Annotated in this window: 21 protein-coding genes; 8 read left to right on the top strand and 13 right to left on the bottom strand. The window is 67.9% G+C overall.

Features of this window, described 5'->3' with window-relative positions:
* The first annotated feature begins 18 nt into the window (after nucleotides 1-18).
* Nucleotides 19-864, top strand: a complete 846-nt coding sequence (locus C1737_RS06355; RefSeq protein ID WP_102417528.1) for an enoyl-CoA hydratase-related protein — start codon at nucleotides 19-21, stop codon at nucleotides 862-864.
* Here the strand turns inward: C1737_RS06355 and C1737_RS06350 are convergent.
* From C1737_RS06350 to C1737_RS06315, 8 genes are read right to left on the bottom strand one after another with little or no spacing between them, the layout of a single operon-like run.
* On the bottom strand, nucleotides 861-2558 hold the full coding sequence (locus C1737_RS06350; RefSeq protein WP_102417527.1) for an FAD-binding protein: 1698 nt from the start codon (nucleotides 2556-2558) through the stop codon (nucleotides 861-863). The genes C1737_RS06355 and C1737_RS06350 overlap by 4 nt on opposite strands.
* A complete protein-coding gene (locus C1737_RS06345) occupies nucleotides 2555-3907 on the bottom strand; it encodes an SRPBCC family protein (RefSeq protein ID WP_102417806.1) in 1353 nt (450 codons plus the stop codon). Before C1737_RS06345 ends, C1737_RS06350 begins: the two co-directional genes overlap by 4 nt.
* Before the next feature lie 43 nt (nucleotides 3908-3950).
* Nucleotides 3951-5489 (bottom strand): acyl-CoA synthetase, encoded by a 1539-nt coding sequence (locus C1737_RS06340; protein WP_102417526.1) that lies wholly within the window; start codon nucleotides 5487-5489, stop codon nucleotides 3951-3953.
* A gap of 19 nt (nucleotides 5490-5508) precedes the next feature.
* Nucleotides 5509-6381 carry an enoyl-CoA hydratase/isomerase family protein gene (locus C1737_RS06335; protein WP_067917337.1) on the bottom strand — a complete coding sequence of 291 codons (873 nt, stop codon included), beginning with the start codon at nucleotides 6379-6381 and terminating at the stop codon, nucleotides 5509-5511.
* 20 nt (nucleotides 6382-6401) lie between these two features.
* Nucleotides 6402-6638 carry a lipoyl domain-containing protein gene (locus tag C1737_RS06330; RefSeq protein ID WP_102417525.1) on the bottom strand — a complete coding sequence of 79 codons (237 nt, stop codon included), beginning with the start codon at nucleotides 6636-6638 and terminating at the stop codon, nucleotides 6402-6404.
* Nucleotides 6631-7629 carry an alpha-ketoacid dehydrogenase subunit beta gene (locus tag C1737_RS06325; protein ID WP_102417524.1) on the bottom strand — a complete coding sequence of 333 codons (999 nt, stop codon included), beginning with the start codon at nucleotides 7627-7629 and terminating at the stop codon, nucleotides 6631-6633. Before C1737_RS06325 ends, C1737_RS06330 begins: the two co-directional genes overlap by 8 nt.
* 2 nt (nucleotides 7630-7631) lie before the next feature.
* A complete protein-coding gene (locus C1737_RS06320; protein WP_102417805.1) occupies nucleotides 7632-8615 on the bottom strand; it encodes a thiamine pyrophosphate-dependent dehydrogenase E1 component subunit alpha in 984 nt (327 codons plus the stop codon).
* Nucleotides 8616-8619: 4 nt separating this feature from the next.
* A complete protein-coding gene (locus C1737_RS06315; RefSeq protein ID WP_067917331.1) occupies nucleotides 8620-9492 on the bottom strand; it encodes a mycofactocin-coupled SDR family oxidoreductase in 873 nt (290 codons plus the stop codon).
* 235 nt (nucleotides 9493-9727) lie between these two features.
* On the opposite strand from C1737_RS06315, the gene C1737_RS06310 reads away from it, so the two are divergent.
* The 3 genes from C1737_RS06310 (at nucleotide 9728) to C1737_RS06300 (ending at nucleotide 12973) form a co-directional block, all read left to right on the top strand.
* On the top strand, nucleotides 9728-10960 hold the full coding sequence (locus tag C1737_RS06310) for a CaiB/BaiF CoA-transferase family protein (RefSeq protein WP_102417523.1): 1233 nt from the start codon (nucleotides 9728-9730) through the stop codon (nucleotides 10958-10960).
* 116 nt (nucleotides 10961-11076) lie between these two features.
* A complete protein-coding gene (locus tag C1737_RS06305) occupies nucleotides 11077-12441 on the top strand; it encodes a wax ester/triacylglycerol synthase domain-containing protein (protein ID WP_102417522.1) in 1365 nt (454 codons plus the stop codon).
* A 244-nt stretch (nucleotides 12442-12685) separates the two neighbouring features.
* The gene (locus C1737_RS06300; RefSeq protein WP_102417521.1) at nucleotides 12686-12973 is read left to right on the top strand and encodes an ANTAR domain-containing protein; all 288 of its coding nucleotides are present in this window, start codon (nucleotides 12686-12688) and stop codon (nucleotides 12971-12973) included.
* Between the two features lie 189 nt (nucleotides 12974-13162).
* Here C1737_RS06300 and C1737_RS06295 read toward each other — a convergent pair whose 3' ends face one another.
* Nucleotides 13163-13924 (bottom strand): IclR family transcriptional regulator, encoded by a 762-nt coding sequence (locus tag C1737_RS06295; protein ID WP_102417520.1) that lies wholly within the window; start codon nucleotides 13922-13924, stop codon nucleotides 13163-13165.
* A 67-nt stretch (nucleotides 13925-13991) separates the two neighbouring features.
* Here C1737_RS06295 and C1737_RS06290 point away from each other — a divergent pair, with 67 nt between their 5' ends.
* Both C1737_RS06290 and C1737_RS06285 read left to right on the top strand, forming a co-directional pair.
* Nucleotides 13992-15332: an FAD-binding oxidoreductase gene (locus tag C1737_RS06290; RefSeq protein ID WP_102417519.1), complete on the top strand. Its 1341-nt coding sequence runs from the start codon at nucleotides 13992-13994 to the stop codon at nucleotides 15330-15332.
* Nucleotides 15332-16141 carry a DAPG hydrolase family protein gene (locus tag C1737_RS06285; protein WP_068098804.1) on the top strand — a complete coding sequence of 270 codons (810 nt, stop codon included), beginning with the start codon at nucleotides 15332-15334 and terminating at the stop codon, nucleotides 16139-16141. The genes C1737_RS06290 and C1737_RS06285 overlap by 1 nt, the downstream gene beginning before the upstream one ends.
* A gap of 42 nt (nucleotides 16142-16183) precedes the next feature.
* On the opposite strand, the gene C1737_RS06280 is transcribed toward C1737_RS06285, so the two are convergent.
* Complete coding sequence (locus C1737_RS06280) at nucleotides 16184-17950, bottom strand: DUF4407 domain-containing protein (RefSeq protein ID WP_068098812.1); 1767 nt, start codon at nucleotides 17948-17950, stop codon at nucleotides 16184-16186.
* Between the two features lie 198 nt (nucleotides 17951-18148).
* Between C1737_RS06280 and C1737_RS06275 the strand changes: the two genes are divergently transcribed.
* Nucleotides 18149-18706 (top strand): hypothetical protein, encoded by a 558-nt coding sequence (locus tag C1737_RS06275; protein ID WP_067917319.1) that lies wholly within the window; start codon nucleotides 18149-18151, stop codon nucleotides 18704-18706.
* 120 nt (nucleotides 18707-18826) lie between these two features.
* Nucleotides 18827-19255 carry an SRPBCC family protein gene (locus C1737_RS06270; protein ID WP_068098803.1) on the top strand — a complete coding sequence of 143 codons (429 nt, stop codon included), beginning with the start codon at nucleotides 18827-18829 and terminating at the stop codon, nucleotides 19253-19255.
* A gap of 19 nt (nucleotides 19256-19274) precedes the next feature.
* Here C1737_RS06270 and C1737_RS06265 read toward each other — a convergent pair whose 3' ends face one another.
* The 3 genes from C1737_RS06265 to C1737_RS06255 form a co-directional block, all read right to left on the bottom strand.
* On the bottom strand, nucleotides 19275-19556 hold the full coding sequence (locus C1737_RS06265; protein WP_068098811.1) for a hypothetical protein: 282 nt from the start codon (nucleotides 19554-19556) through the stop codon (nucleotides 19275-19277).
* A gap of 110 nt (nucleotides 19557-19666) precedes the next feature.
* Complete coding sequence (locus C1737_RS06260) at nucleotides 19667-21409, bottom strand: molybdopterin-dependent oxidoreductase (protein WP_102417518.1); 1743 nt, start codon at nucleotides 21407-21409, stop codon at nucleotides 19667-19669.
* A gap of 323 nt (nucleotides 21410-21732) precedes the next feature.
* Entirely contained in the window at nucleotides 21733-22200 is a 468-nt protein-coding gene (locus C1737_RS06255; RefSeq protein ID WP_067917409.1) for a nuclear transport factor 2 family protein, read from the bottom strand.

The raw sequence follows: 22200 nt of genomic DNA, 5'->3' as shown, positions 1-22200 counted from the left end.
CCGGGTAATGTCACGCAGATGGAGCGGCGCGTCCTTGAAGCGATCATCTACGAGCGCGAACCGCCGATCGCGCGGATCATCCTGAACCGGGTCGACAAGGCCAACACCAAAGATGCGGTTCTGGTCACCGAAGTCGACGAATGCCTGCACGCAGCCGACCGCGACAAAGAGATCAAGGTCGTCATCCTCAAGGCCAACGGAAAAGGGTTCTGCGGCGGACACGTTGCCCGCTGGGGTCCCGACGAGAATCCCTATCCGGATTTCGGCGAAACATTCGAGGACCTGTACAAGGGCACCGCGGACCTGTTTCTGTGGCCGACGTTGTACCTGTGGGAGTTTCCGAAGCCGACCATCTCCGCGATTCACGGTTATTGCGTGGGCGGCGGGATCTATCTCGGCCTGCTGACCGACTTCTGCGTGGCGTCCGACGACGCGTATTTCCAAATGCCGCTTGCCCAAAGCCTCGGTGAACCCGGCGGCCACACCATGATCGAGCCGTGGTTGCTGATGAACTGGCATCGCACCATGGACTGGCTGCTGCTTGCCCCGACCCTCTCCGCGCAGCAAGCCCTCGACTGGGGGCTGCTGAACAGGGTGGTGCCGCGCGAAGACCTCGAGGGCGTCGTCGAGGAGATGGCCCACAAGATCGCCCAAATCCCGTTGACCACGCTGATGGCGGTGAAGAACAACGTGAAGCGGGCGTGGGAGTTGATGGGTATGCGGGTGCATCTGCAGGTCAGCCACATCCTGACCAACATGGTCGGCGCCGCCTCCGACGTCCAGGCACGGCGGGCCGAGCTGAAGCAGTCGGGCATGAAACCGCGCGAGTTCGTCGGCCGCGACGACAAGGACGCCGAGGGCTAGCGGCTCGGATCGCCGGAAAGCCTGCGGCCGGCGGCATGGCGGGCCGCGACGTAGCCGAAGACCATTGTGTAGGCGATGCTTCCACCGGCGCCCAAGTAGTTCCGGCCCATCACCGTCGCCGTGATGTTGCCCGTCGCGTAGAGTCCGTCGATCACGCGGTCGTCCTCGTCGATGACCCGTGCGTGCTCGTCGGTGATCACCCCGCCGCACGTGCCGACGTCGGCAGGGACGACCTTGGTGGCGTAGTAGGGTGACCGCTCGAGCGGACCGAGCGCGGCGTTGGGACGATACCCGGGATCGCCCAGGCAGTCGTTGTACGCCGACTGGCCGCGCCCGAAGTCCGGGTCGAGACCCTTGGCCGCAAAACCGTTGAACCGCTTGATCGTCCGCTTCAGCGCGTCGGCCGGAACACCCATCTGGCGCGCGAGGTCGCCGACGGTCTCACCCCGCAACACCGCACCCCGGGTGATGAGTTCCTCCGGGAGCCGACGCCGCTTGAACGGGTTTGCCCCCGACACGTATCGGCCGACGTAGCCCCGGTCGAACACCATCCAGCAGGGCACCGCCTTGTTCGCGTACATGGCCTTGCCGACCTCGACGTACGAGTTGGACTCGTTGCAGAACCGCCGGCCGGTTCCGTCGACATAGATGGCGCCGGGTCGCTGGCGACCGCTGCCCAGCGCCCTTGCGGCGTCACCGCCGTCGGCGATGAAAACCGATGGCAGCCACCAGGCCTCGTCCATCAGGTCCGTCTTCGCGCCCAGCCGGATCGCGGTCTGCAACACCTCGCCGGTGTCGCCGGCGTTCGCGATCGACCAGAGCCCCTCGTTGGGCTGCTCGCCGCTATAGCGCCGGCGCATGTCCGCGTTACGGCTGAACCCCCCGGCGGCCAGCAGGACGCCCTTGCGCGCCTCGACGTTGACCGGGGTGCCGTCACGCACCACGCGTGCGCCGACCACGCGGCCGTTCTCGACGATCAGGTCCTCCATCGCGGTCCCGGTCCAGATCGGTGGTTCGGCGCGCAGGTCGATCAGCGCCTTGAGCATCTGGCCGATGAGCGATGCGCCGTTGGTGAGCATCTCCCGGTGGCGCAGCCTCGCCACCCTGGTGCGGGCGAACACCCGCATCGCGACGGCGAAGGCGCGCGGCGACCGGTTGAAATACTGCACCGAGCGCAGTTCGTTCGTCTTCAGGACGAACCCGCCATAGGCCTTGGCCATCGAGGGTTGGACCTTGTCGCTCCACTTCCCCAGAGCGGCCGCGTCGTAGGGGACGCACTCGATCGCGCGACCGGCTTCGTTACCGCCCTTGTGGTTCGGGTAGTAATCGCTCCAGCCCGGGCACCGCACGAACCGAACGCCCCTGCGGGTCAAGAAATCGATCATCTCGTAGCCGGCGGTGAGGAACGTCTCGCGCCGCGCGGGCGATGACGCCGCGCCGATGTCACCGACGACGTCGTCGAAATAGGCCAGCCCCTCCTCGTGCGAATCCGGGATGCCGCCGGCCCGCATCAGCGGGTTGTTCGGCAGCCACACCATGCCACCGGAAAGCCCGGTCGAACCGCCCACCAGGGGCTGCTTCTCGATCACCAGGGGTTCGATCCCCGAGTCGAGCGCCGCCAGCGCGGCGACCATGCCGCCGCCCCCGCTGCCCGCGATCAGCAGATCCACGGAGCGGTCCCACCGGGTGGTCATCGGGCCCCCGCGCGCAAGCCCAGGTCGGCGACCGGCACGTCGATGGTGGTGTTGGTCTTTTGGATCGCGGGTACCAGCGCGTCGTACGGCAGGCCGGCCAGGAAGCCGTCTATCACGCGTTCGAAGTTGGAGATCAGGCCCTCGATGCGGCTGGACAACCTCATGTACTCAAATCCCTTGGAGTGCAGGCCCTTTTGTTGCCTGGGCAGATTAGAGAAATCCTGGGCTGGAATCGGTGGCCAACGTGGGTCGTCAGGTGGCATGGGGACGGGTGGCGTCGGCTTGGCCGTGCACTGGTCCGGCGGGATGCGGGTGAGCGACCAGATCTCGAACAGGGTTTCCTCCGGGCCCAGCGGCCGGATCCGGTACGACGAGGCGCTGCTGTACTGGGGCAGCAGAAAGTAGTGCGGGAAGGCGAAATTGATCGCTTCGTCGATGCCGCGCCGCTGCAAGTCGTTGAGGTCGGGAATGTCGCAGCCCCGGGCGCGATGCCAGTGCACGATGGCGTCGTTGAGCGCGCTGCGCCACACGGCCATCGCCTCGACCGGGTCCGCCGGCAATTCCATGTTCTGCAGGCCCTCGGCGACGCGGACATCGTTCTCATGTGTCATGCCGGCCATGCCTTGGCCCAAGGTCCGCATGAAATACAGGTTGGTCTGGGCAAGTCCGGGTGGCTTGGCGGGGTCGGGCTGCTTCGGCATGCTCGACGGGAGCAGTTGCGGGTGGGTCTGCGGGACGTGATAGCCCTCCATGAATGCGGCGGTCGCCAGTTTCCAGTTCACCGGCAGCCGGCACGACTGCCACCACTCGACGCGCAGCGACTCCACTTTCCATGCGTCGTAGATCGACGCGAAGGGCTCCAGGCAGTCACGCAGCGCGGGTGCGTCGTCGTCCAGGTTGATCCACGCGCATCCGCCCCAGAGCTCGCATCGAACCGGGACCAGCCGAAGATCCTCCGGGTTCAGGTTCTGCTCGTCGAACTCCTCGGGCCGCAGCACGAAGGTGTTGCGTCCGTCGATGCCCCAACACCATCCGTGGAACGGACATACGAAGGTGCGCCGGTTTCCGTTGCCCTCCACCAGCTTTACCCCGCGGTGGCGACACGCGTTGTGGTAAGCGCGCACGCTTTCCCTGTCCAGGCGGACCACGATGATCGACTCATCGAGGATCTCGTACTCGACGTAGTCGCCGGGCTTGGGAATCTCTTCCAGGCGGCAGGCCATCTGCCACACGCGCGGCCAGAGCATTTCGGTTTCGAGCGCGTAGAACTCCGGGTCGTAGTAGCGCTGCTTGGGGATGCGATCGACGGCCTGGACCGCCCACGGCACCGGAAGCGGGGTCTGGCTCATTCGGCTGTTGTGGGTGCTCTGGGTGGTGACCATTTTCATCCCCTCATAGGATCCGCGATGCCCGCCCCTGCCAGTAACGCTCGCGGATGCGCCTCTTGTACAGCTTTCCGTTCGGGTCGCGGGGCAATTCGGCAACGAACTCGACGCTGCGCGGGCACTTGTAGCCGGCCAGGTGCGCGCGGCAGTGCTCGATCAGCTCGGCCTCGAGGTCGGGCCCCGGCGCGATGCCGTCGACCGGCTGCACGACGGCCTTGACCTCCTCGCCGAACTCGTCGTTGGGCACGCCGAAGACGGCGGCGTCGACGAGCTTGGGGTGCATGATCAGCAGGTTCTCGACTTCCTGGGGGTAGATGTTCACCCCGCCGGAGACGATCATGAACGTGGACCGGTCGGTGAGGTAGAGGTAGCCGTCCTCGTCGACGTAGCCCATGTCGCCCAGGGTGCGCCAGCCGCGGTCGTTGGACACCGACGCGGTCTTGGCGGGGTCCTTGAAGTATTCGAAATCGGGGCCGCCCTCGAAGAACAGCTCGCCGGCTTGTCCGGTGGGAAGCTCGACGCCGTCGTCTCCGATGACGTGCACCGGGGACATGGGCTTGCCCACCGAGCCGGGATGGGCGAGCCATTCTTCGGGACCGATCGTCGTACCCGCGAATCCCTCGGTGCCGCCGTAGTATTCGTGGATGATCGGCCCGAACCACTTCATCATCTGTTGCTTGACGTCGACCGGGCAGGGCGCTGCCGCGTGGATGACGCAGCGCAGGCTCGACACGTCATACTTTTCCCGAACCGACCTGGGCAGCTTGAGCATTCGCACGAACATGGTGGGCACGAACTGGGCGTGCGTCACGCGGTGCGTCTCGATCAACCGCAGGACGGTCTCGGCGTCGAACTTTCGCATGAGGATTGCCGCGGCGCCGACGCGATTGACCGCCATGGTGTAGTTCACCCCGGCGGCGTGATAGAGCGGTGCGGGGGAGAGGTACACGCTGGACCGGCTCATCCCGTACTTGTGGGTGAGCGCGAGCTCCAGCACCGCCTGAGCCCATGAGCCGTTGCCGTCGGCCGGCAGGGGCCGGCGGACGGCCTTGGGGCGGCCCGTGGTGCCCGACGAGTACAGCATCTCCGAGCCGTCCTTGACCGGCGGCGCGTCACCGGCGGCCGCCAGCGCATCGTCGTATGCGCCCCAGCCGGGCAGGGGCCCGCCCACCGCGAAATGCGCGGCCACCGCGCTGTTGGCCGCGCGGACGTGGGCGGCGAGGTCGGGCATGCCGGCGTCGACGAACACCGCCCGCGCACCCGAGTCGTCGATGACGTAGGCGACCTCGTCCGGGGTGAAGTGGGTGTTGACCGCGGTGTAGTAGAGCCCGGAAAGCTGGCAGGCCCAGGTGATTTCGAGGAACTCGGATCGGTTCGGCAGGATGAGCGCCACACCGTCGCCCCGGCGCAGCCCCGCGCCATGCAGCATTGCGGCGACGCGTTGGCTGCGGGCGTACAGCTCGGCGTGGGAGATCGTGCCACCGCCGCCCGCGACGATGAGGGCCGGCGCCTGTCCGGCCTTCGTGGCGTGGTCGGCGATGTTCACCGGCGGTCCCTGCGTAAACCTAAGTGGCCGTGGCGCCGTCGGTCGATGCGGCGGCGGCGGCCTGGCGTCGCGCATGCTCGGACGGCAGCACCTTGTCGCGGAACACAGTCTGAATCAGCTCCTGGACGTCCCTGCTGAGGGAGGCCAGAGCAACGAGGTCGTTGGAGCTCTGCCAGTGCACCCGCATGCCCATCAGCTCCCAGGCCCGCTTCAGGTTGGCCTTGGTCGCCAGCAGCGTGGTCATCGGCGCTTGCGCGATGTGGCGGGCGATGGCCTCCACCCGGTCGCCCAGCTGCTCGCGCGGGACCACCTCGTTCACCAGGCCGTACTCCAGCGCCTTGCGCGCGTCGACGACCTCGGCGGTGTACAGGTAGTACGCCGCGCGCCGCCAGTTCATGAAAACCCAGGGCTCGATGGAGCATTCGCCCGACGGCATCCCGAATCCCTGCAGCGGCGGGTAGGAGAAGTAGGCGTCTTCCGACGCGATGACGATGTCGGTGGTGAGCCCGTAGTGCGTGCCCCCGCCGACGCAGTACCCGTGCACCTGCGCGATGGTCGGCTTGGAGAACTCCCACAGGTTCAGCACCGGCTTCACGAACAGGTCGGTCTGCGGCTTCCACGGCGTGCCCATGACTTTCGCGCCCTCGACGAAGGCCGGGTAATCCACCGCGTTGTTGCCGATGGCGTGTCCCGAGCAGAAACCCTTGCCGTTGGCCTTGAGCACGAGCACCTTGATGTCGTAGTCGCGGTCCGCGTCCAGCAGCGCGGCGTCGACCTCTTCGGCCAGCTTCTGGTCCTGGGCGTTCGCCTTTTCCGGCCAGTTCAGGGTGACCCGGGCGATGGGCCCCTCCTTCTGGTAGATGATCCTCTCGCGAGTCTCGTTGAGATCCATGCGTGCTCACCTTTCCTGGTTCACGAAGTGATGACTCCGATTGCGGCGCCGATGTCATAGGTGGTCCCGACCTGGCCGGTCCAGTGCACGGTGCCCGACGCTCCGGCTTCGATCTCCTGTTCCACCTTCTCGGTGGCGATCACGTAGATGGGTGTGCCCGCTTCCACGCGCTGGCCGGCGTCGACGAGCAGGCCGGTGAGCTCGGCCTCCGACACGGCCACCGAGACGCGCGGGATGCGGATGACGAAGTCAGCCATGCACTCTCGCCCCCGCGAGGGTCTTCTGCGCGGCCGCGACGATCCGCGCCGGGGAGGGATACACCTGCGCCTCGAGCGCCGCCGCGGCCGGGTTGGGGACGAATCGGGCGGCCACCCGCTCGACGGGCGCGGCCAGCTCGGAGAACAACTGCGAGTGCAGGATCGCGGCGACTTCGGCTCCTGGACCGGCGAATTGGACGGCGTCGTGGACGATCACGGCTCGGCGGGTACCGCGTACGGAGGCGACGAGGGTCTCGACGTCGAGCGGCACCAGCGTGCGCAGATCGACGACCTCGGCGCTGATGCCCTGTTCGTGCAGCGTGGCCGCGGCGGCGAGCGCGTCGTGCACGCAGCGTCCGTAGCCGATCAGGCTCACGTCGGTGCCGGGCCGCTTGACGTCGGCCTGGCCCAACGGGATTGAGAATCCGGCATCGACGGGGACGGGCCCCTTCTTGCCCTGCAGCCGGATCGTCTCGACGAACAGGCAGGGATCGGGGTCGAAGATCGCCGCCGTCAGCAGACCCTTCCCGTCCCGCGGCGTGGACGGCACGATCACCTTCATGCCCGGGATGTGCATGAACCACGCCTCCAGGCTCTGCGAATGCGTGGCGCCGGTGGCCAGCCCGGCGTAGACCTGGGTGCGAACGGTGAGCGGCGCGGTCGTGCGCCCGGCGGTCATGAACCTCAGCTTCGCCGCGTTGTTGATCAGCTGGTCGGCGGCGATGCCGATGAAATCCATGATCATGATCTCGGCCACCGGCAGCAGCCCGTCGATGGCCGCGCCGACGGCCGCGCCGACGATCGCCGCCTCCGAGATCGGGGTGTCCAGGACGCGGTCGTGGCCGTATTTCGTCGACAGGCCCGCGGTCGGTCCCGACGCGCCGGGGTCGGCGATGTCCTCACCGAGCAGGAACACCCTGTCGTCGGCGGCGAGCGCCTGGTCCAGGGCGAGGTTGAGCGCCTCGCGCATCGTCATCTCTTGTTCTTGCATGCTCACACCGGGAACTTGATCGCGGTCGCGTACACGTCTCGGTCCAGCTCGTCGATCGACGGGGCCTCCGCGCGCATGACGTTTTGCAGCGCCGTCTCCACCGCGGCCAGCGCCTCCTCTTCGATGCGGTCGAGTTCGTCCCGATCGCAGATGCCGGCCTCGACCAGCTGGTCGCGGAGGCGGGGCACCGGGTCGGCTTCGATCGCGGCGGCCAGCTGATCCTTGGGGATGTAGGGCATCCGGTCACCGAAGTAATGGCCGCGGAAGCGGAACGTCACGCATTCGACGAAGGTGGGGCCGCCGCCGGCGCGGGCTCGCCGCAGCGCGTCATCGAGTGTCGATTTGATCGCCAGCGGATCGTTCCCGTCGACACGCACTCCCGGCATGCCGTAGCCGGCCGCCCGGTCCGCGACACATTCGAGCTTCATCGTGTCGGCGGTCGGCGTCATCTCGGCGTAGAGGTTGTTCTGGCAGACGAACACCATCGGCAGGTCCCAGAGCGCCGCCATGTTCGCCGCCTCGTGAAAAGACCCGGTGTTGGTGGCGCCGTCGCCGAAGCTCACCGCGGTGACGCGATCGAGGCCTTTGCGTTTCGCGGCCAGCGCCAATCCCACCGCCACCGGCGGGCCCGCCCCGACGATCCCGGTCGAAAGCATCACGCCCCGAGCGGGATTCGCGATGTGCATGGTGCCGCCCTTGCCGCGCCCGGCGCCCACGGTGCGGCCCATCATCTCGCCGTAGATCTCTTCCAGCGGGACGCCCTTGCCGATGAGGTCGTGCAGCCCGCGGTAGGTGGTCACCAACTGGTCGTCGGGCCGCAGCGCGAGACCCATCGCGGCGGCGATGGCCTCCTGCCCGCGCGAGGGCCAGTAGACGCACATGAACTCGCCGGTGCCGATGCCTTTGGACAGCCGGTCGTCGGCCGCCTTCATGAGCACCATCAGCTCGTACAGGCGGCGTTGGACGCCCGTTGTCCCGTCGCTCATGCGATCACGCACCGGACCACGGCTTGACCTTCAGGAAGCCGCCCCCGTCGACACGGAGTTGCTGCCCGGTGATGTAGCGGGCCGCGTCGGACGCGAGGAAGAGCACCGCCTCGCTGATGTCCTCGGGTTCGACATAGGGGATCGGCATCGCCTGCACGAGCGGGAAAACCGGCTCCGCGTCCTCGCGGGTCGGATCCTTCAGGTCCGGCCGGAAGGCCCGATACATCGGCGGGCTGTGCAGCATGTCGGTGTTGACATTGGTCGGGTGCACCGCGTTCATCCGGATGGAGAACTTGGCGAGCGCAAGGGCGAAGTCGTTGACGTAATGCGCCGCAGCCAGTTTCGCGAAGGCGTATCCGGCCCCGCCGGGGCCGCCGATCCCACTCTCACCGCCGGAGGTGCTCAGAGACGACATGAACGCCGCGTTGGAACCGATCACGATGATCGACGCGCCGGCATGCAGATGCTTGAGGCTTGCGTGCACCAGGTTCAGCACGCCGACCAGGTCCACGTCCACGGCGTCGGCGAAGGCCTGCGGCGGCAGGCCCGCCGTCAGCGGGCAGATGCCCGCGTTGGCGACGACGACGTCAAGATGCCCGAACTCGGCCACGCCCTCGTCGATCGCTGCGGCCAGCGCCACCCGATCGCGGACGTCGGCGACCGCGGTGAACGCGCGCTGCCCCTCCTTCTCGACCAGCCGGGCGGTCTCCTCGAGGTCCTCGCGCCGCGCCAGGGGGTACTCGTTGGTCTCGATGTCGGCGCACAGGTCCACCGCGATGATGTCGGCGCCTTCGGCGGCGAGCATCCGCGCGTGCGAGCGGCCCTGACCGCGCGCGGCGCCACTGATCACGGCCACCTTGCCCGTTACCCTGCCCATGCCAGTCCTTCGTCCGTGGTCATCGCGATTCCCTTTGGGGCCCAACGGCGTTCGCCAGTGTCGACGCCGCGCACACGGCGCGCGGTCACGGGTATCGGATTCGGGCCACCGGTCGAATCCATCGCATCTCTTCCCCGAAAAACTGCGCTGACCTGCAGCTGGGCTACCACTACGCCCTAGACTAGCTAGAATATCTAAAATAGCAAGGAATGGCGGTCGACCGAGGGAGTTGGCGATGTCTGGTGTCCGCGGGGGCGTCCTCGAAGGCGTGCGGGTAGTCGAGCTGGCGTCGTGGACCTACGTGCCTTCGGCCGGTGCGGCCCTGGCGGACTGGGGCGCCGACGTGATCAAGGTGGAAGGCGTCGCATCGGGCGATCCCGGGCGCGCACTGGTCGTCGGCGGGTTCACCCGGCAGGCGGCCAGACCGGACGCCGACTTCATCCTCGAGTTGGGCAACCGCGGTAAGCGCAGCATCGCCATCGACATCAAATCCGAGACCGGTCGCGAGCTGTTCGGCCGCCTGCTGGCGAGTGCCGACGTGTTCCTCACCAATTGGCTGCCGGGCGCGCTCGAACGGGCGCGGCTGACAGTCGACGACATCAGCGCGTTCAACCCGAAGATCATCATCGCGCGCGGCACCGGGCTGGGGGTGCGGGGTCCGGACCGCGACCGCGGCGGGTTCGACGCCGCCACCTACCTCGCGCGCGGCGGCGTCGCCTACACGCTCACGCCGTTCGGCACGGACACCCCCGCCGTCCAGGGGCCCGGGTTCGGTGACCTGCAGGGCGGGGCGACCCTCGCCGGGGGAGTATGCGCCGCGTTGTTCCACCGCGAACGCACCGGTGAACCGGCGATCGTCGACTCCTCGCTGTTGGCGCAGGCGATGTGGGCGATCGCACCGTCCATCTCGGCGGCCGATTTCTTCGACATCGACGGGATTCCGGGTGCACCGCCCGGATTGGCCATCAACCCGCTTGTCAACCGGTACAAGACCCGGGATGGCCGGTGGATCCAGTTGGTGTTCCTGCAACCGGACAAGTTCTGGGCGGGGTTCTGCGAGCGGATGGGCCTGGGCGAACTGGCCACCGACGAACGCTTCGTGCCGTCGGCCAACCTGATCGCCAACGCCGCGGCGGCCACCGAGATCCTGGACGAGGTGTTCGCCCGCCACGACCTGGCCCACTGGCAGAAGGCGCTCGAGGACGAACCGGGCGTGTGGGGCGCCCTGGCGACGCCGCGGGAAACGCTCAACGATCCGCAGGTCGAGCCCAACGGATACGTGGTGACCAACGTCGACGACCATGGCGAGAAGTACCGGATCGTCGCCGCGCCCGTGCAGTTCGACGAGACCCCGCCGGCGCCCGCGCGCGCTCCCGAACACGGCCAGCACACCGAGGAAATCCTGCTGGAACTCGACGTCGACTGGGACGACATCGCCAGGGCCAAGGACCTCAACGCCATTCTGTAGTGGCCGCACGGGCGGTCGACCAAAGCCGCTATCTGTGGGGACCAAAGTCATCGGCTGCCGATAACCCGATGACCTGGGCCGCCGGCAGTCGTACGTTCTGTGCGAGGAGCACAAAGATGACTGCATTTATGCGCGCCAGTGACGCCTTCACCTGGGCAATGGAAAGCGATCCCCGGCTGCGGTCGACCGTGGTCAGTGTCGTTCTTCTGGACCGGTCGCCGGACTGGGACGAAGTGCGCAAACGCTTCGACCTGATCAGTCGCACGCTGCCCATGTTCCGGCAGCGGGTGGTGCAGTCACCTGCGCCCGCCCCGCCGCGGTGGGAGCATTACCGGGATTTCGACCTGGATTACCACCTGCGGCGGGCGACCATCTCCGGCCCAGGGACCCTCGACGACGTCCTCGAGCTGGCGCGGGTGGCCGAGATGCAGGATTTCGATCGGGCCCGCGCGCTGTGGGAGACCACGTTCATCGACGGTCTGGAAAACGGCGGCGCAGCCGTGATCTGCAAGTTCCACCACGCGCTCACCGACGGGGTCGGTGGGGTCCAGATCGCGATGCACCTGTTCGACCTCTCCGAAGACCTCTATCCCGTCGACCCGATGCCTCCGGAGCCGGCCGTCGCGGGGCCGGCGCTGCTGGGCGGCTACCCCGATGCCGTGCGCTATGACGCCGGCCTGCTCAACTCGGCCCTGGCGGGGGTGGCCAACCGGCTGCCACGGTTGATGTACGACGGGGTTCGGCGGCCCGTCAGCACCCTCCGGTCCGCGGCGACCACCGCGGCATCCGTCTACCGAACCGTCCGCCCGATCAACCGACCCGGGTCGTCGTTGGCGACGGACCGCGGCCTGATCCGTCATCTCGCGGTGCATCAAGTGCCGACGCGGCCGCTGCGGGAAGCCGCACACCGTTGCGGTGGGGCGCTGAACGACGCCTTTGTCGCGGGGGTCGCCGGTGGACTGCGCCTCTACCACGAAAAGCACGGTGTGCCGGTGGGCGACCTACACATCACGATGCCGATCAGCCTGCGGACCCAAGCGGACGGCATCGGCGGGAACCGGATCACGCTGATGCGCTTCGACGTACCCGTCGGCGAGATCGACCCGGCAAAACGCATCAGGGCGATCCGGCAGCGCACCGCGGCGGTACGCAACGAAAAATCACTGCCATACACGCAATTGATTGCCGGAGTTCTCAATCTGGCGCCCCGGTGGTACATCGGCTCGGTCCTGCGCCACGTGGATTTCGTGGCCAGCGATGTGCCGGGCGTCCCGGTGCCGGTTTTCCTCGGCGGCGCCCCGGTGCGCGCGCAATACGCCTTCGGGCCCACCATCGGTGCGGCCGTGAATGTCACGCTTCTGACCTATGTCGACACCTGCGGGCTCGGCATGAACATCGACACCACCGCAATTCCCGATTACGACGTGTTCCACGACGCCATCGCCGGCGGCTTCGACGAAATCCTGTCGCTGGCAGGCTAATTCGAATCCGTCGGATTTCCATTCCCGTCGGTATGTAATGGGAGTCGTTGATTAGCAGCCGATCCCGAAACGGTCACGGGCGGGTATCAATCACGGCAGTAGACTGGCACAACGCGCTCAATCGACAAATCATGGCACAGGGCGCTTTTGAGGTTTGCGGCCGCGACGATGCGTAGCGCAGGAATTCCTCGTCCGCTATCGCCAGTGGCGGGTTCGTGACGGCGCCGCAGGAGGTATCCACAACATGACGACGAACTGGGTTCCCGCCCAGACTTCGTGTGGCCCGCATTCCGGTCGCATCCTCGACACCGCTCGGGGCATTCTCATCGGCCTTCGCCGGTGCCCGTCGGAGGCCGCCCTGGACGAATTGCACAGCGCGGCCTTGCGGCACAAGGTGCCGGTGTTCGCGATGGCCTGGGCGCTGGTACACCTGGCCGGCGACGGCGAGAAGACGCCGAGTTTCACCGATGCGCAATCCGCGGCCCGGCACGAATGGGGGCCGCTGTTCTCCTCCGCTGCAGTGTCCTGTTGAGCGGGGCTCACGACGTTGGGGCGGCCGAGCTTTCGAGGGGTAACCCGGCCGCCTCCAACTCCAGCCTGACCGATGCCGGCGCCCGCTCGGAGGGCCTGCCGCTGCGGTGGCCGACTCGGGGGCGGGGTGTCCGGCGCGTCCGGAGGGGCGGAGCGCCGACCCTTCCGGGGCCCGAAGGCGACTACGGGATCAACCTGGTCCGCTGACATACCCCCAGGCCGGCGATTCCGCCGCGGCGCGCAGTGCGGCGACGATGCGCGGTTCCTTCTCCAGGAAACGCTCCGTCGGCGCCGGCACCGAGATGGCGATCACGTTGTCGCCCGCGGCGCGGCGCGCGATCGCCGCCGCCGAGATTCCCCGGGTGTGTTCGTCGCGATCGAAAGCCACTCCGGTGCGCCGGATCTCGGCGGCCTCGGCGCGAAGCCGGTCGGCGACATCGGGATCGCAGCTGGCGATCACCGCCTCGGCATCGACATCGTCGAGGGTCGCGAGGGCCGCCTTGCCGTTGGCAGTCGACTCCATCGGGAACCGGACGCCGACGGCCGAGACGGCGCGCAGACGATGCGACGATTCGATCTGGTCGACGAACCACATGCGCTGGCCCCGCAATATCGAGAGGTCGACCGTCTCCCCGTCGATCGCGCGCGCCACCCGCTCGATGGTTGGCCGGAAGATCGCCGCGATCTGCGCCCCGTCCGAAGTGCCGAATCCGAGCAGGCGGTCGCCCAGGGAGAACCGGCCCTGTGAATCGACGCTGGCCAGCCCCACCTCGACGAGGCCCACCAGCAGCCGGCGCGCCGTCGACTTGGCCAGGCCGAGCCGCTCACCCAGGTCGACCAGGCGTAACCGGCCGGGCTCGGCGGCGATCTCGTCCAGCGCGGCGGCGGCGCGGCGCAACACCTGTATTCCTTCGTCGCGACCAGGCGAGAGATTTTCCCCCGAACTCGGCATCGGCCCACTATATTGGTCCGCATTGCGAATCGCAAAGATCCGAATAGTGAATCGAGGGAGGTTCGAGATGAGCGGGCTACCGGCGGGGCGGCACCACTTCCGCGGCGACGACGGCTACGAGGCGGCCCGCCGTGGCACCGTGTGGCACCAACGGGTGCCGCAGCGCTATCCCGAAGTCATCGTGCAGGCCGCCGATGCCGATGACATCGTCGCCGGCATCCGCTACGCCGCGGCGCACGGCCTGAAGGTCAGCGTCGTTTCCGGGGGGCACAGCTTCTCGGCCAGCCACCTGCGTGACGGCTCCGTTCTGCTCGACGTCAGCCGCCTCGACCACGCCGTCATCGACGCCGACAAGCGGCTCGCCCAAGTGGGTCCGGGCAAGGGCGGCAGCCTGCTCATGGCCGATCTCGAGGCGCAGGGCCTGTTCTTCCCCGGTGGTCACTGCAAGGGCGTCTGCCTGGGCGGCTACCTGCTGCAGGGTGGGTACGGCTGGAACAGCCGCATCTACGGCCCGGCCTGCGAGAGCGTCGTCGGCCTGGACGTCGTCACCGCCGAGGGCGAACAGATCCACTGCGACGCCAGCAACAACGCCGACCTCTACTGGGCCGCCCGCGGCGCCGGCCCCGGCTTCTTCGCCGTGGTCACGTCGTTCTACCTGAAGCTCTATCCCCGCCCCGGCGCCTGCGGCACCAGCGTCTACGTCTATCCATTCGAGCTTGGCGACGAGGTTTTCACGTGGGCGCGGGCGGTCAGCGCCGACGTCGACCCTCGCGTCGAGCTGCAGGCCGTGGCCTCGCGCGGCGAGCCGAACATGGGCATCGACACCCCGGTCATCTCGCTGGCGTCGCCCGCCTTCGCGGACACCGACGAGGAGGCCGAGAAGGCCCTCGCCCTGTTCGGCACCTGCCCGGTCGCCGCTCAGGCGCTCGTCAAGATTCCCTATATGCCAACCGATTTGCCGACCTGGTATGACGTGGCGATGAGCCACTACCTGTCCGATCACCACTACGCGGTCGACAACATGTGGACGTCGGCGTCGGCTGAAGACCTGCTGCCGGGCATCCGGACGATCCTGGACACGATGCCGCCGCCTCCCGCCCACTTCCTCTGGCTGAACTGGGGCCCGTGCTCTCCCCGCCAGGACATGGCCTACAGCATCGAGGGCGACATCTACCTCGCGCTCTACGGTTCGTGGAAGGACCCGGCCGACGAGGCGAAGTATGCCGACTGGGCGCGGTCCAACATGGCCGCGATGTCCGAATACGCGATCGGCATTCAGCTGGCCGACGAGAACCTCGGCCAGCGTCCCGCGCGGTTCGCCAGCGACGCCGCCATGGCCAAGCTCGACCGCGTGCGCGCCGAATACGACCCCGACGGCCTGTTCAACAGCTGGATGGGGCGACTCTGATGGCCGGCGAGCTGTATCTGGGCTACCGCGGCGACGACGCGAACACCCCGTTCGGCAAGTTCTTCGCGCCCGAGATGGCCCCGCTGCCACGCCATGTCGTCGAGGCCCTGGAACACGGGCCGCAGGGCGCCACGGCGCTGTTGGCGTTCGACGACGCCGCGCGCGTCGCCGACGACGGATACCAGCAGACCGAGAACGGCTATGGCGTCCTGGAGGACGGCGGGTATCAGGTGTCGGTGCGCACCGACATGCCGGGGGTCATCCCGGCCATGTGGTCCTGGTGGTTCGGCTGGCACGGCTGCGACACCCGCCGCTACAAGCTGTGGCATCCGCGCGCCCACCTGCACGCTGCCTGGAAGGACTGTGACGACGCGGGCCGCGCCGGCGCCCGGCGCTACATCGGCCGCTGGTCGTTGATCAGCGAGTACATCGGCTCGACGATGCTCAACGGCGCAATCCAATTCGTCGATCCTGTCACGATGGGCTGCCCGCCCGACAGCGACGGCGCGGTGGCGATCTGTGCCCGGCTGGGGTCCAGCGAGGCCCCGGTAGACGTCGGATGGTTCATTCACCACGTCCGCTCGACCGCGAACGGGGCCGAGATGCGGTCGCGCTTCTGGATGGGCGGCAAGCACATCGCGGTCCGCAACGTGCCCGGCGTCGCGTCGCGGGCGGTGCGCCCGATCGTCTCGCGGGTGCTGGGCAACGCGGAGACCAGCGCTCGCAACCTGATGGTGCATTGCGCCCAGGAGATGAATCACCTGGCCGGATTCCTACCGGACCTCTACCAAGCCTTCGGCGACGAATAGGGGCCGGGCGCCGGCGTCGCGCACCAGGGACGGCGGACCTCGCTAGGCGGGGGGAAGTTGCCGCGGCCCCCGCGGTGAATCGAGCTCGGCCGGTCCGTCCCGCTTCGTCAATTCCGGATCGCCGCCACGCTCCGACGCGCCCAGCGAGGGGGCGCTTCGCTCTCGGCCGCCCGGCCGCCGTTGGGTCACCGCGGTGCGATCCACGCGCGACGAGTCGATGAATCCCCTTGTGGGCGAGGCCTGCTCACTCGCCGCGCCCGGCGGCATGGGCCGCTCGCCGGCGTCGGAGCTTTCGGAGTCCATCGTGACGCGGTGGGTGCGCCGCAGCGCGAAGGTGATCTCCTCGAACTCCTCGAACACCTGGCGTGCGGTGCGCAGCGGCGCGGTCGTGGTGTCGAGCACCCGCGCGACGAAAGGCGGCATCAGCGGGCGAATCCACCGCGCCGCGGCCTTGGTGGCGTCTGGAATTGACGGGATGAGCGACGTGCCACCGTCTGCACCGTCTTCGCGCGGCGCATCGTCGCGTCCGGCGGGCGCCGGCAGGTTCTCCGCGCCGGTGGTCTGCGCGGGGGCGGGCAGCCCTACCAGCGCTCGGCTGGCGGCCTCGGCCTCCGCGGCAATAGGCAGGTAGATGTCTTCGTCGGCGGGTTCGAGTGGGCGATGCGACGCCGCCCGCACCGGGGGCTCGAAGGCCTCCTCGATTCGTCGGCGCTGCTGCTCGCGGTCGATTTCGGTCTGCGCCTCGATCGCCAGCCGGGCCTGGGTGAGTTGGTGCTCGGCCCACATCATCTCGGCCTCGCGGCGGACCTCGGCCCGCTTGATCGCGATGGCGGTGTCCGCCTCGAGTTCCGCGCGTTCCCGCTCCGCGCGGGCCGTGGCATGGCGATCGTGGGTGGTCTCGCCGCGCCACCGTCCCAGGATCAGCGGCAGCAGGTAGAGCAGCACGCAGAACGCGATCGCCATGAGCCGCAGCATCAGCGCGCCGAAGTCGGACGACGTCAGGTCGTTCATGGCGACCCAGCGCGCGCCGAGGCCACGATCGGCGTCCGCGACCACGCCGCGGCGAGCGTCGTCGAGCGCTTGCTGCTGGCGCGAGATGGTGGCGTCCAACTCGGGCGCTTGGCGGTCACGAGCGGCCAGCGCGTTGTCGAGTTCGTGCTGGGCGTCCGCCAAAAGCTCGTTGGCGGTTCGTGTCTCGGGTCCCGCGCCGGGGTCACCGGTGATCCGGGTTTGCGGGCAGCCCGGGGTGGGGTGGTATTCGCAGCGCGCGACGACCAGGGCCTGATCCTGCTGCTGGTGAGCCCGGTCGACGGCGCCGTCGAGCGCGGCGCGCGCATCCCGGGTTTGTTGCAGCGACGCCGACGCCTGCGCCACGGCCGGCGCCGAGCCGGCGTTGCGCAGGGCGCGTTCGTCGAGGCGGTGGTCGATCGAGCCGGACAGCAGGACGATCGCGGCCAGTTCGCCGACGACGGCGCCGAGCGCGACCGCGACGGCCGCGCGGGCCGCCACCCCGGCCCGGCCTTGGCGCGAACCGGCCGTGGTGGCGCGGGTGACCGCGCCGACCAGCAGGCCGAACACCAGGGTCAGCGGCAGGACGGAAAGGACCGACCAGCGAGCCGACTCGCTCACCGCCAGGGTCGCCACCAGCCAGGCCAGCACCGCCCCGAACAGCACCACCGCGCCGGATACGGCATGCGTGGACCGCTCGTGGCGCTCATCCAGCTCCCGCCACTGCCCGCCGCCAAGCCAGGTGAGCAGGCCCGCGGGCGAGAAGTCCGAGCGCCGCTCGGCAGCTTTGTGGGCGCACATGGAAAACACCTCCCAACTCAACAAGCCTCCCAGGCCACCACCGGCCGAATCGAATTGAAGCCCCCCGTGTGTGGCGCGCCTCACAACCTGTCCTGGGTCAACGGCGGTCCCGGCGAAGGAGCCACGGCCGCGCCGATTTCCGGCGACGCGTGCAGATCAGCGACGGTTCCGACGGCCGGCGTGAGACGGTATAAGTCTATGGAGACTCACGATTATGTCACCTACGAAGAGTTCGGACGAAGATTCTTCGAGGTCGCCGTCACCCCCGAGCGTGTCGCCGCCGCCTTCGCCGACATCGCCGGCAACGAGTTCGCCATGGAGCCCATCGCGCAGGGGCCGGGCGGGATCGCCAAGGTCAGCGCCAACGTCAAGATTCACGAGCCCAAGGTCACGCGCCGCCTGGGCGACAGCATCACGTTCGTCATCCACATCCCGTTGTCGATCGATCTGCTGCTCGATCTTCGGCTCGACAAGCAGCGGTTCGTGGTCTCGGGGGACATCGCCCTGCGGGCCACCGCGCGAGCCGCCGAGCCGCTGCTGCTGATCGTCGACGTCGCGAAGCCGCGGCCGTCCGACATCACCGTCAACGTCTCTTCGAAGTCCTTCCGCGGCGAGGTGTTGCGCATTCTCGCCGGCGTCGACGGCGAGATCCGCCGATTCGTCGCCCAGTACGTCGCCGAGGAGATCGACGCGCCGCAGTCACAAGCCGCGCAGGTCATTGACGTTGCCCAGCAATTGGAGCAGACCTGGCCCTAGGCGCCCGGTCCACGCGTAGGCCCTGCCGTCCCCGGGTACCCCATTCACGTTGCGCGCCGGGCGCCTGTGTAGCGGTGCCGGCGCCGATCGCGATCATCGTCTGGGGAGGAGCGAGAAGACTTGGCACGAGTAGATGTTTCGGTGACGTCGCAGGTGGATCCGGAGGCCGCCTGGAAGCTGGCGTCCGACCTGAGCCGATTCGACGAGTGGATGACCATTTTCGCCGGGTGGCGCGGGCCCGTTCCGGAATCGATCGAGGAGGGCACCTGCGTGTCCTCCTGCGTGAAGGTCAAGGGGTTTCGCAACGTCGTCCACTGGACGGTCACCCGCTACGACGAGCCGAAATCCATTGAGCTGCAAGGTCGCGGCCGCGGTGGGATACGCCTCGGGGTGGCGATGACCATCACGGACCAGCAATCCGGAACCGACTTTCACCTCACCGCGGACCTCAGGGGCGGATTGCTCAGCGGTCCGGTCGGGGGGTTGGTCGCGCGAGTGCTCCGCTCCGATGTGGAGAAGTCCGTGCACAACCTCGTCGCGCTGCAGTAGCGGTCGCGCTGCAGTAGCGCTAGCGCGCCGCGTGGCCCATCGGCAATTCCCGCTCAGTCTGGCGAATTCGCCTGCGGTCCATCGTGAGCCAGGCCAGGCCGGCGCCGAATCCGAGCAGGGCGACGATCGCGGCGGCTACGCCCGCACCCGCGTCTCCCAGCGCGAACGTCGCCACGCATATCACAAATGCCAGGGCCGCAGCCCCGACGACGATGAGGCCGGGCGTGTGTTCGAGGTCGCGCCCCGGCTCGGCGTCATGTCGCTCAGTGGTCCGATCATGGTCGACAGGGCTGTGCCTCATGGGCGTCTCCTCTGCTGTCACTTCCGTTCGGCCGCTTCCGTTGTGCTACCCGGATTGCCGTCGGGACAAACGACGTGAGAGTGCGACGCCCGAGGGTTCTGCGCTGCGCCCTACAGCGTCTGGTGCCGCCCGAAGTACTTGTGGTCCTCGCTGTAACCGCCGTAGCCGCTGCCGATGTCGCGGTAGTCGGCGACGAACTCGATTCCCTTGATCCACTTGACGAGTTTGAAGCCGTGCTGCAGTTCGTTGCGCAGCCGCAGCGGCCTGCCGTGCATGTAGGGGAGCGGCTGGTCGTTCATCTTGTAGGCGAGCATGGTCATGTGGTGGTCCATCTGCCCGATGTGGTGGGCGTTGTAATAGATGCCGCCGGTCGCGCCGAGGCCCATCGAATAGAACACCGCCCATTTGGCTTCCGGCAGCGGCTTGACGATGTCCATGATCGTCTTCATCTGCACGCCACCCCATTTGGCGACGCCCGACCACGCCTGGATGCAGAAGTGCTGGCTGATCTGCTCGTGGTAGGGCAGGGCCATCAAGTCCTCGAGCGAGAACTCCATCGGGTGTTCGACCAGGCCGTAGACCTTGAGCCGCCAGTCCCTGAAGTCGTTGGCTTCCAGCTCTTTGTACTCGACGGTCTCCGGCAGCCGGCCGTTGCGCCAGTGGTGTGGTGAGATGTCCTTCTCGGTGAAGGCGCCCGGCTTGGGGTCGAGTTGTTCGAGCATGCGCTGGAAGGGGCCGACGAGCGCGTACCCGACCCGCTGGATCACCCGCGGATGGCGAATGGTGAACGGAGTGGCCCAAACCCACGCGATCGCCGTCAGCACCATGGCCGCGGCAAAGATCCCGAAGCCGACCCAGCTGTTGTCGTCGCGGGAGGCGAACATGTGGTTGAGGTTTCGCAGCGCGCTGGTCGTCAACACCATCGTGACGTGAACCAGGATGAAGAACAGGAAGTACACCAGCACCACGAAATGCAGCGACCGAGCGTGCTGGATGCTCAGGCGCTTGCTCAGCCAGTGAACGCGTTGCGACAGCGCGGGCGACATACCCAGGCCGGTGATGAGCGCGGCGGGTGCGGCGATGAAGACCGTGGTGAAGTAGGACAACAACTGCAGGCCGTTGTAGGCGACCCACCCATTGTCGGTCGGCCAGTCCAGGGACAGGTACTGAACCGCCACCGAGGCCGCGTTGGGGAAGACGTCCCAGCTGGTCGGGACGATGTGCCGCCACTGGCCCGTGACGAACAGCAGCACATAGAAGACGGCGCCGTTGACGAGCCACAGCACGTCCACCCCGAGGTGCCACCAGCGGGCCAGCCCGATCGAGTGCCGGAACCCCGGCAGACCGAATTGTGGTGGCAGGGCGACGGTGTCGGCGTTAGCCGTCCACAGCTCGTCGTCCGGCACCGGCGGGCCCACCCGCAGCCATTCGTCCTTGCCCGGGGTCGCGTTGCGGCTGAAGTAGAGCCGGGGATGGTCGCAGAGGATCTGGATCCCCGTCCTGATGATGAACATCATCATGAAGAGGTTGAAGAAATGGGTCCAACCGATCCACGCCGGGAGGCCGGGTGTCACACCGGAACTGTCCGTCCCGGGATAACGCTGGATGAAGGACTGCACCGCCGGCATGTTGTGCAGGCCTTTGCCGACGGCCACCCCGGCGACCAGCAGGGCAAACCCGATGGGGATCAGCCAGAGCAGGTTGAACCAGCGGTCGCGGCCGATGCGCAGCTTCGGAGCGGTCGCGCGCCTGGTGAGGTCGAAACCGCCGCCATAGGTCTCGACGTCGATGATGTCTTCGGCGGTGTGAATCTCGCTGCGGTAGTCCGGCGGGGACTCCAGCGGCGTGCCCACTGCCAGTGTCGATACATTGCCGTTCGGTGCTGCCCGCCCCCCGGTGAGTCCGGCGGAAGCGACGCCCGGGTTCCGATGTTCGGTGTTCGTCACGCGGCCGAAAATACACGGACCGACTTGTATAAATTGGACACGATCAGGAAGAACTGCTGCGTCCGCGGGCTCGCCGGGACCTACGGCCGCCGGCCCCGGGCCGACGTGGGCAAAATTCGCCCCGACGCTGGCCTAGATAACCGCAATCGCTCAACAAACACGACGTTACTTCCGCAGATTCGGATCATGGACGGCCGCTGTGAGTTTGCGCAAAGTCTTCTGCAAGCTCGCTAGATCAGGTCGTGTCGGCGTACCCGGCGGACCACACGGGTCTCAATCGCGTTGATGGTCAACGCCCGGCGGGCGATCCGCCAGCGGTCGGTCAGCTCGTATTCGTCGTCGTAGCGCAGATGCCAGACCACGTCGACAAGCTCGTCACCACGCTGGTCCCAATGGTGCGCGATGCACGCGACGCGTCCGCGCGCGGTGCCCGGCCGGGCGGCCTGGTCGTACACCTCGCCGATGATGGCGTGCTCGGTCCGAATGAGCGCCGCGACGGCGGCGACCGCGCCGGCGATGGCGTCTCGACCCCGGTGCGAACGGACCGGCTCCAGCGCCTTCGGCGGGTCGGCCACCACCAGCACGGCTGCGTCGGTGAACAGCGCTGCAGCGGAGTCGAATTGGCGCTCGTCGACGTGCGCGGCGTATCGGTGCACCACGTCGCTCAGGGCGGCTCGGTCATCGGTCGACAGCGGCAT

The sequence above is a fragment of the Mycobacterium sp. 4858 genome, from assembly GCF_900240975.1.
Taxonomy (GTDB): domain Bacteria; phylum Actinomycetota; class Actinomycetes; order Mycobacteriales; family Mycobacteriaceae; genus Mycobacterium.
Note: the sequence above shows the minus strand (reverse complement) of the source record. Positions and strands in the feature narration are given on the sequence as shown.

Excerpts from the sequence above, each read along its gene's own strand:
- C1737_RS06355 (WP_102417528.1), top strand. The coding sequence starts at position 19 with ATGGAGCGGCGCGTCCTTGAAGCGATCATCTACGAGCGCGAACCGCCG.
- C1737_RS06350 (WP_102417527.1), bottom strand. The coding sequence starts at position 2,558 with ATGACCACCCGGTGGGACCGCTCCGTGGATCTGCTGATCGCGGGCAGC.
- C1737_RS06345 (WP_102417806.1), bottom strand. The coding sequence starts at position 3,907 with ATGAGCCAGACCCCGCTTCCGGTGCCGTGGGCGGTCCAGGCCGTCGAT.
- C1737_RS06335 (WP_067917337.1), bottom strand. The coding sequence starts at position 6,381 with ATGGATCTCAACGAGACTCGCGAGAGGATCATCTACCAGAAGGAGGGG.
- C1737_RS06330 (WP_102417525.1), bottom strand. The coding sequence starts at position 6,638 with ATGGCTGACTTCGTCATCCGCATCCCGCGCGTCTCGGTGGCCGTGTCG.
- C1737_RS06325 (WP_102417524.1), bottom strand. The coding sequence starts at position 7,629 with ATGCAAGAACAAGAGATGACGATGCGCGAGGCGCTCAACCTCGCCCTG.
- C1737_RS06320 (WP_102417805.1), bottom strand. The coding sequence starts at position 8,615 with ATGAGCGACGGGACAACGGGCGTCCAACGCCGCCTGTACGAGCTGATG.
- C1737_RS06315 (WP_067917331.1), bottom strand. The coding sequence starts at position 9,492 with ATGGGCAGGGTAACGGGCAAGGTGGCCGTGATCAGTGGCGCCGCGCGC.
- C1737_RS06310 (WP_102417523.1), top strand. The coding sequence starts at position 9,728 with ATGTCTGGTGTCCGCGGGGGCGTCCTCGAAGGCGTGCGGGTAGTCGAG.
- C1737_RS06305 (WP_102417522.1), top strand. The coding sequence starts at position 11,077 with ATGACTGCATTTATGCGCGCCAGTGACGCCTTCACCTGGGCAATGGAA.
- C1737_RS06300 (WP_102417521.1), top strand. The coding sequence starts at position 12,686 with ATGACGACGAACTGGGTTCCCGCCCAGACTTCGTGTGGCCCGCATTCC.
- C1737_RS06295 (WP_102417520.1), bottom strand. The coding sequence starts at position 13,924 with ATGCCGAGTTCGGGGGAAAATCTCTCGCCTGGTCGCGACGAAGGAATA.
- C1737_RS06290 (WP_102417519.1), top strand. The coding sequence starts at position 13,992 with ATGAGCGGGCTACCGGCGGGGCGGCACCACTTCCGCGGCGACGACGGC.
- C1737_RS06285 (WP_068098804.1), top strand. The coding sequence starts at position 15,332 with ATGGCCGGCGAGCTGTATCTGGGCTACCGCGGCGACGACGCGAACACC.
- C1737_RS06280 (WP_068098812.1), bottom strand. The coding sequence starts at position 17,950 with ATGTGCGCCCACAAAGCTGCCGAGCGGCGCTCGGACTTCTCGCCCGCG.
- C1737_RS06275 (WP_067917319.1), top strand. The coding sequence starts at position 18,149 with ATGGAGACTCACGATTATGTCACCTACGAAGAGTTCGGACGAAGATTC.
- C1737_RS06265 (WP_068098811.1), bottom strand. The coding sequence starts at position 19,556 with ATGAGGCACAGCCCTGTCGACCATGATCGGACCACTGAGCGACATGAC.
- C1737_RS06255 (WP_067917409.1), bottom strand. The coding sequence starts at position 22,200 with ATGCCGCTGTCGACCGATGACCGAGCCGCCCTGAGCGACGTGGTGCAC.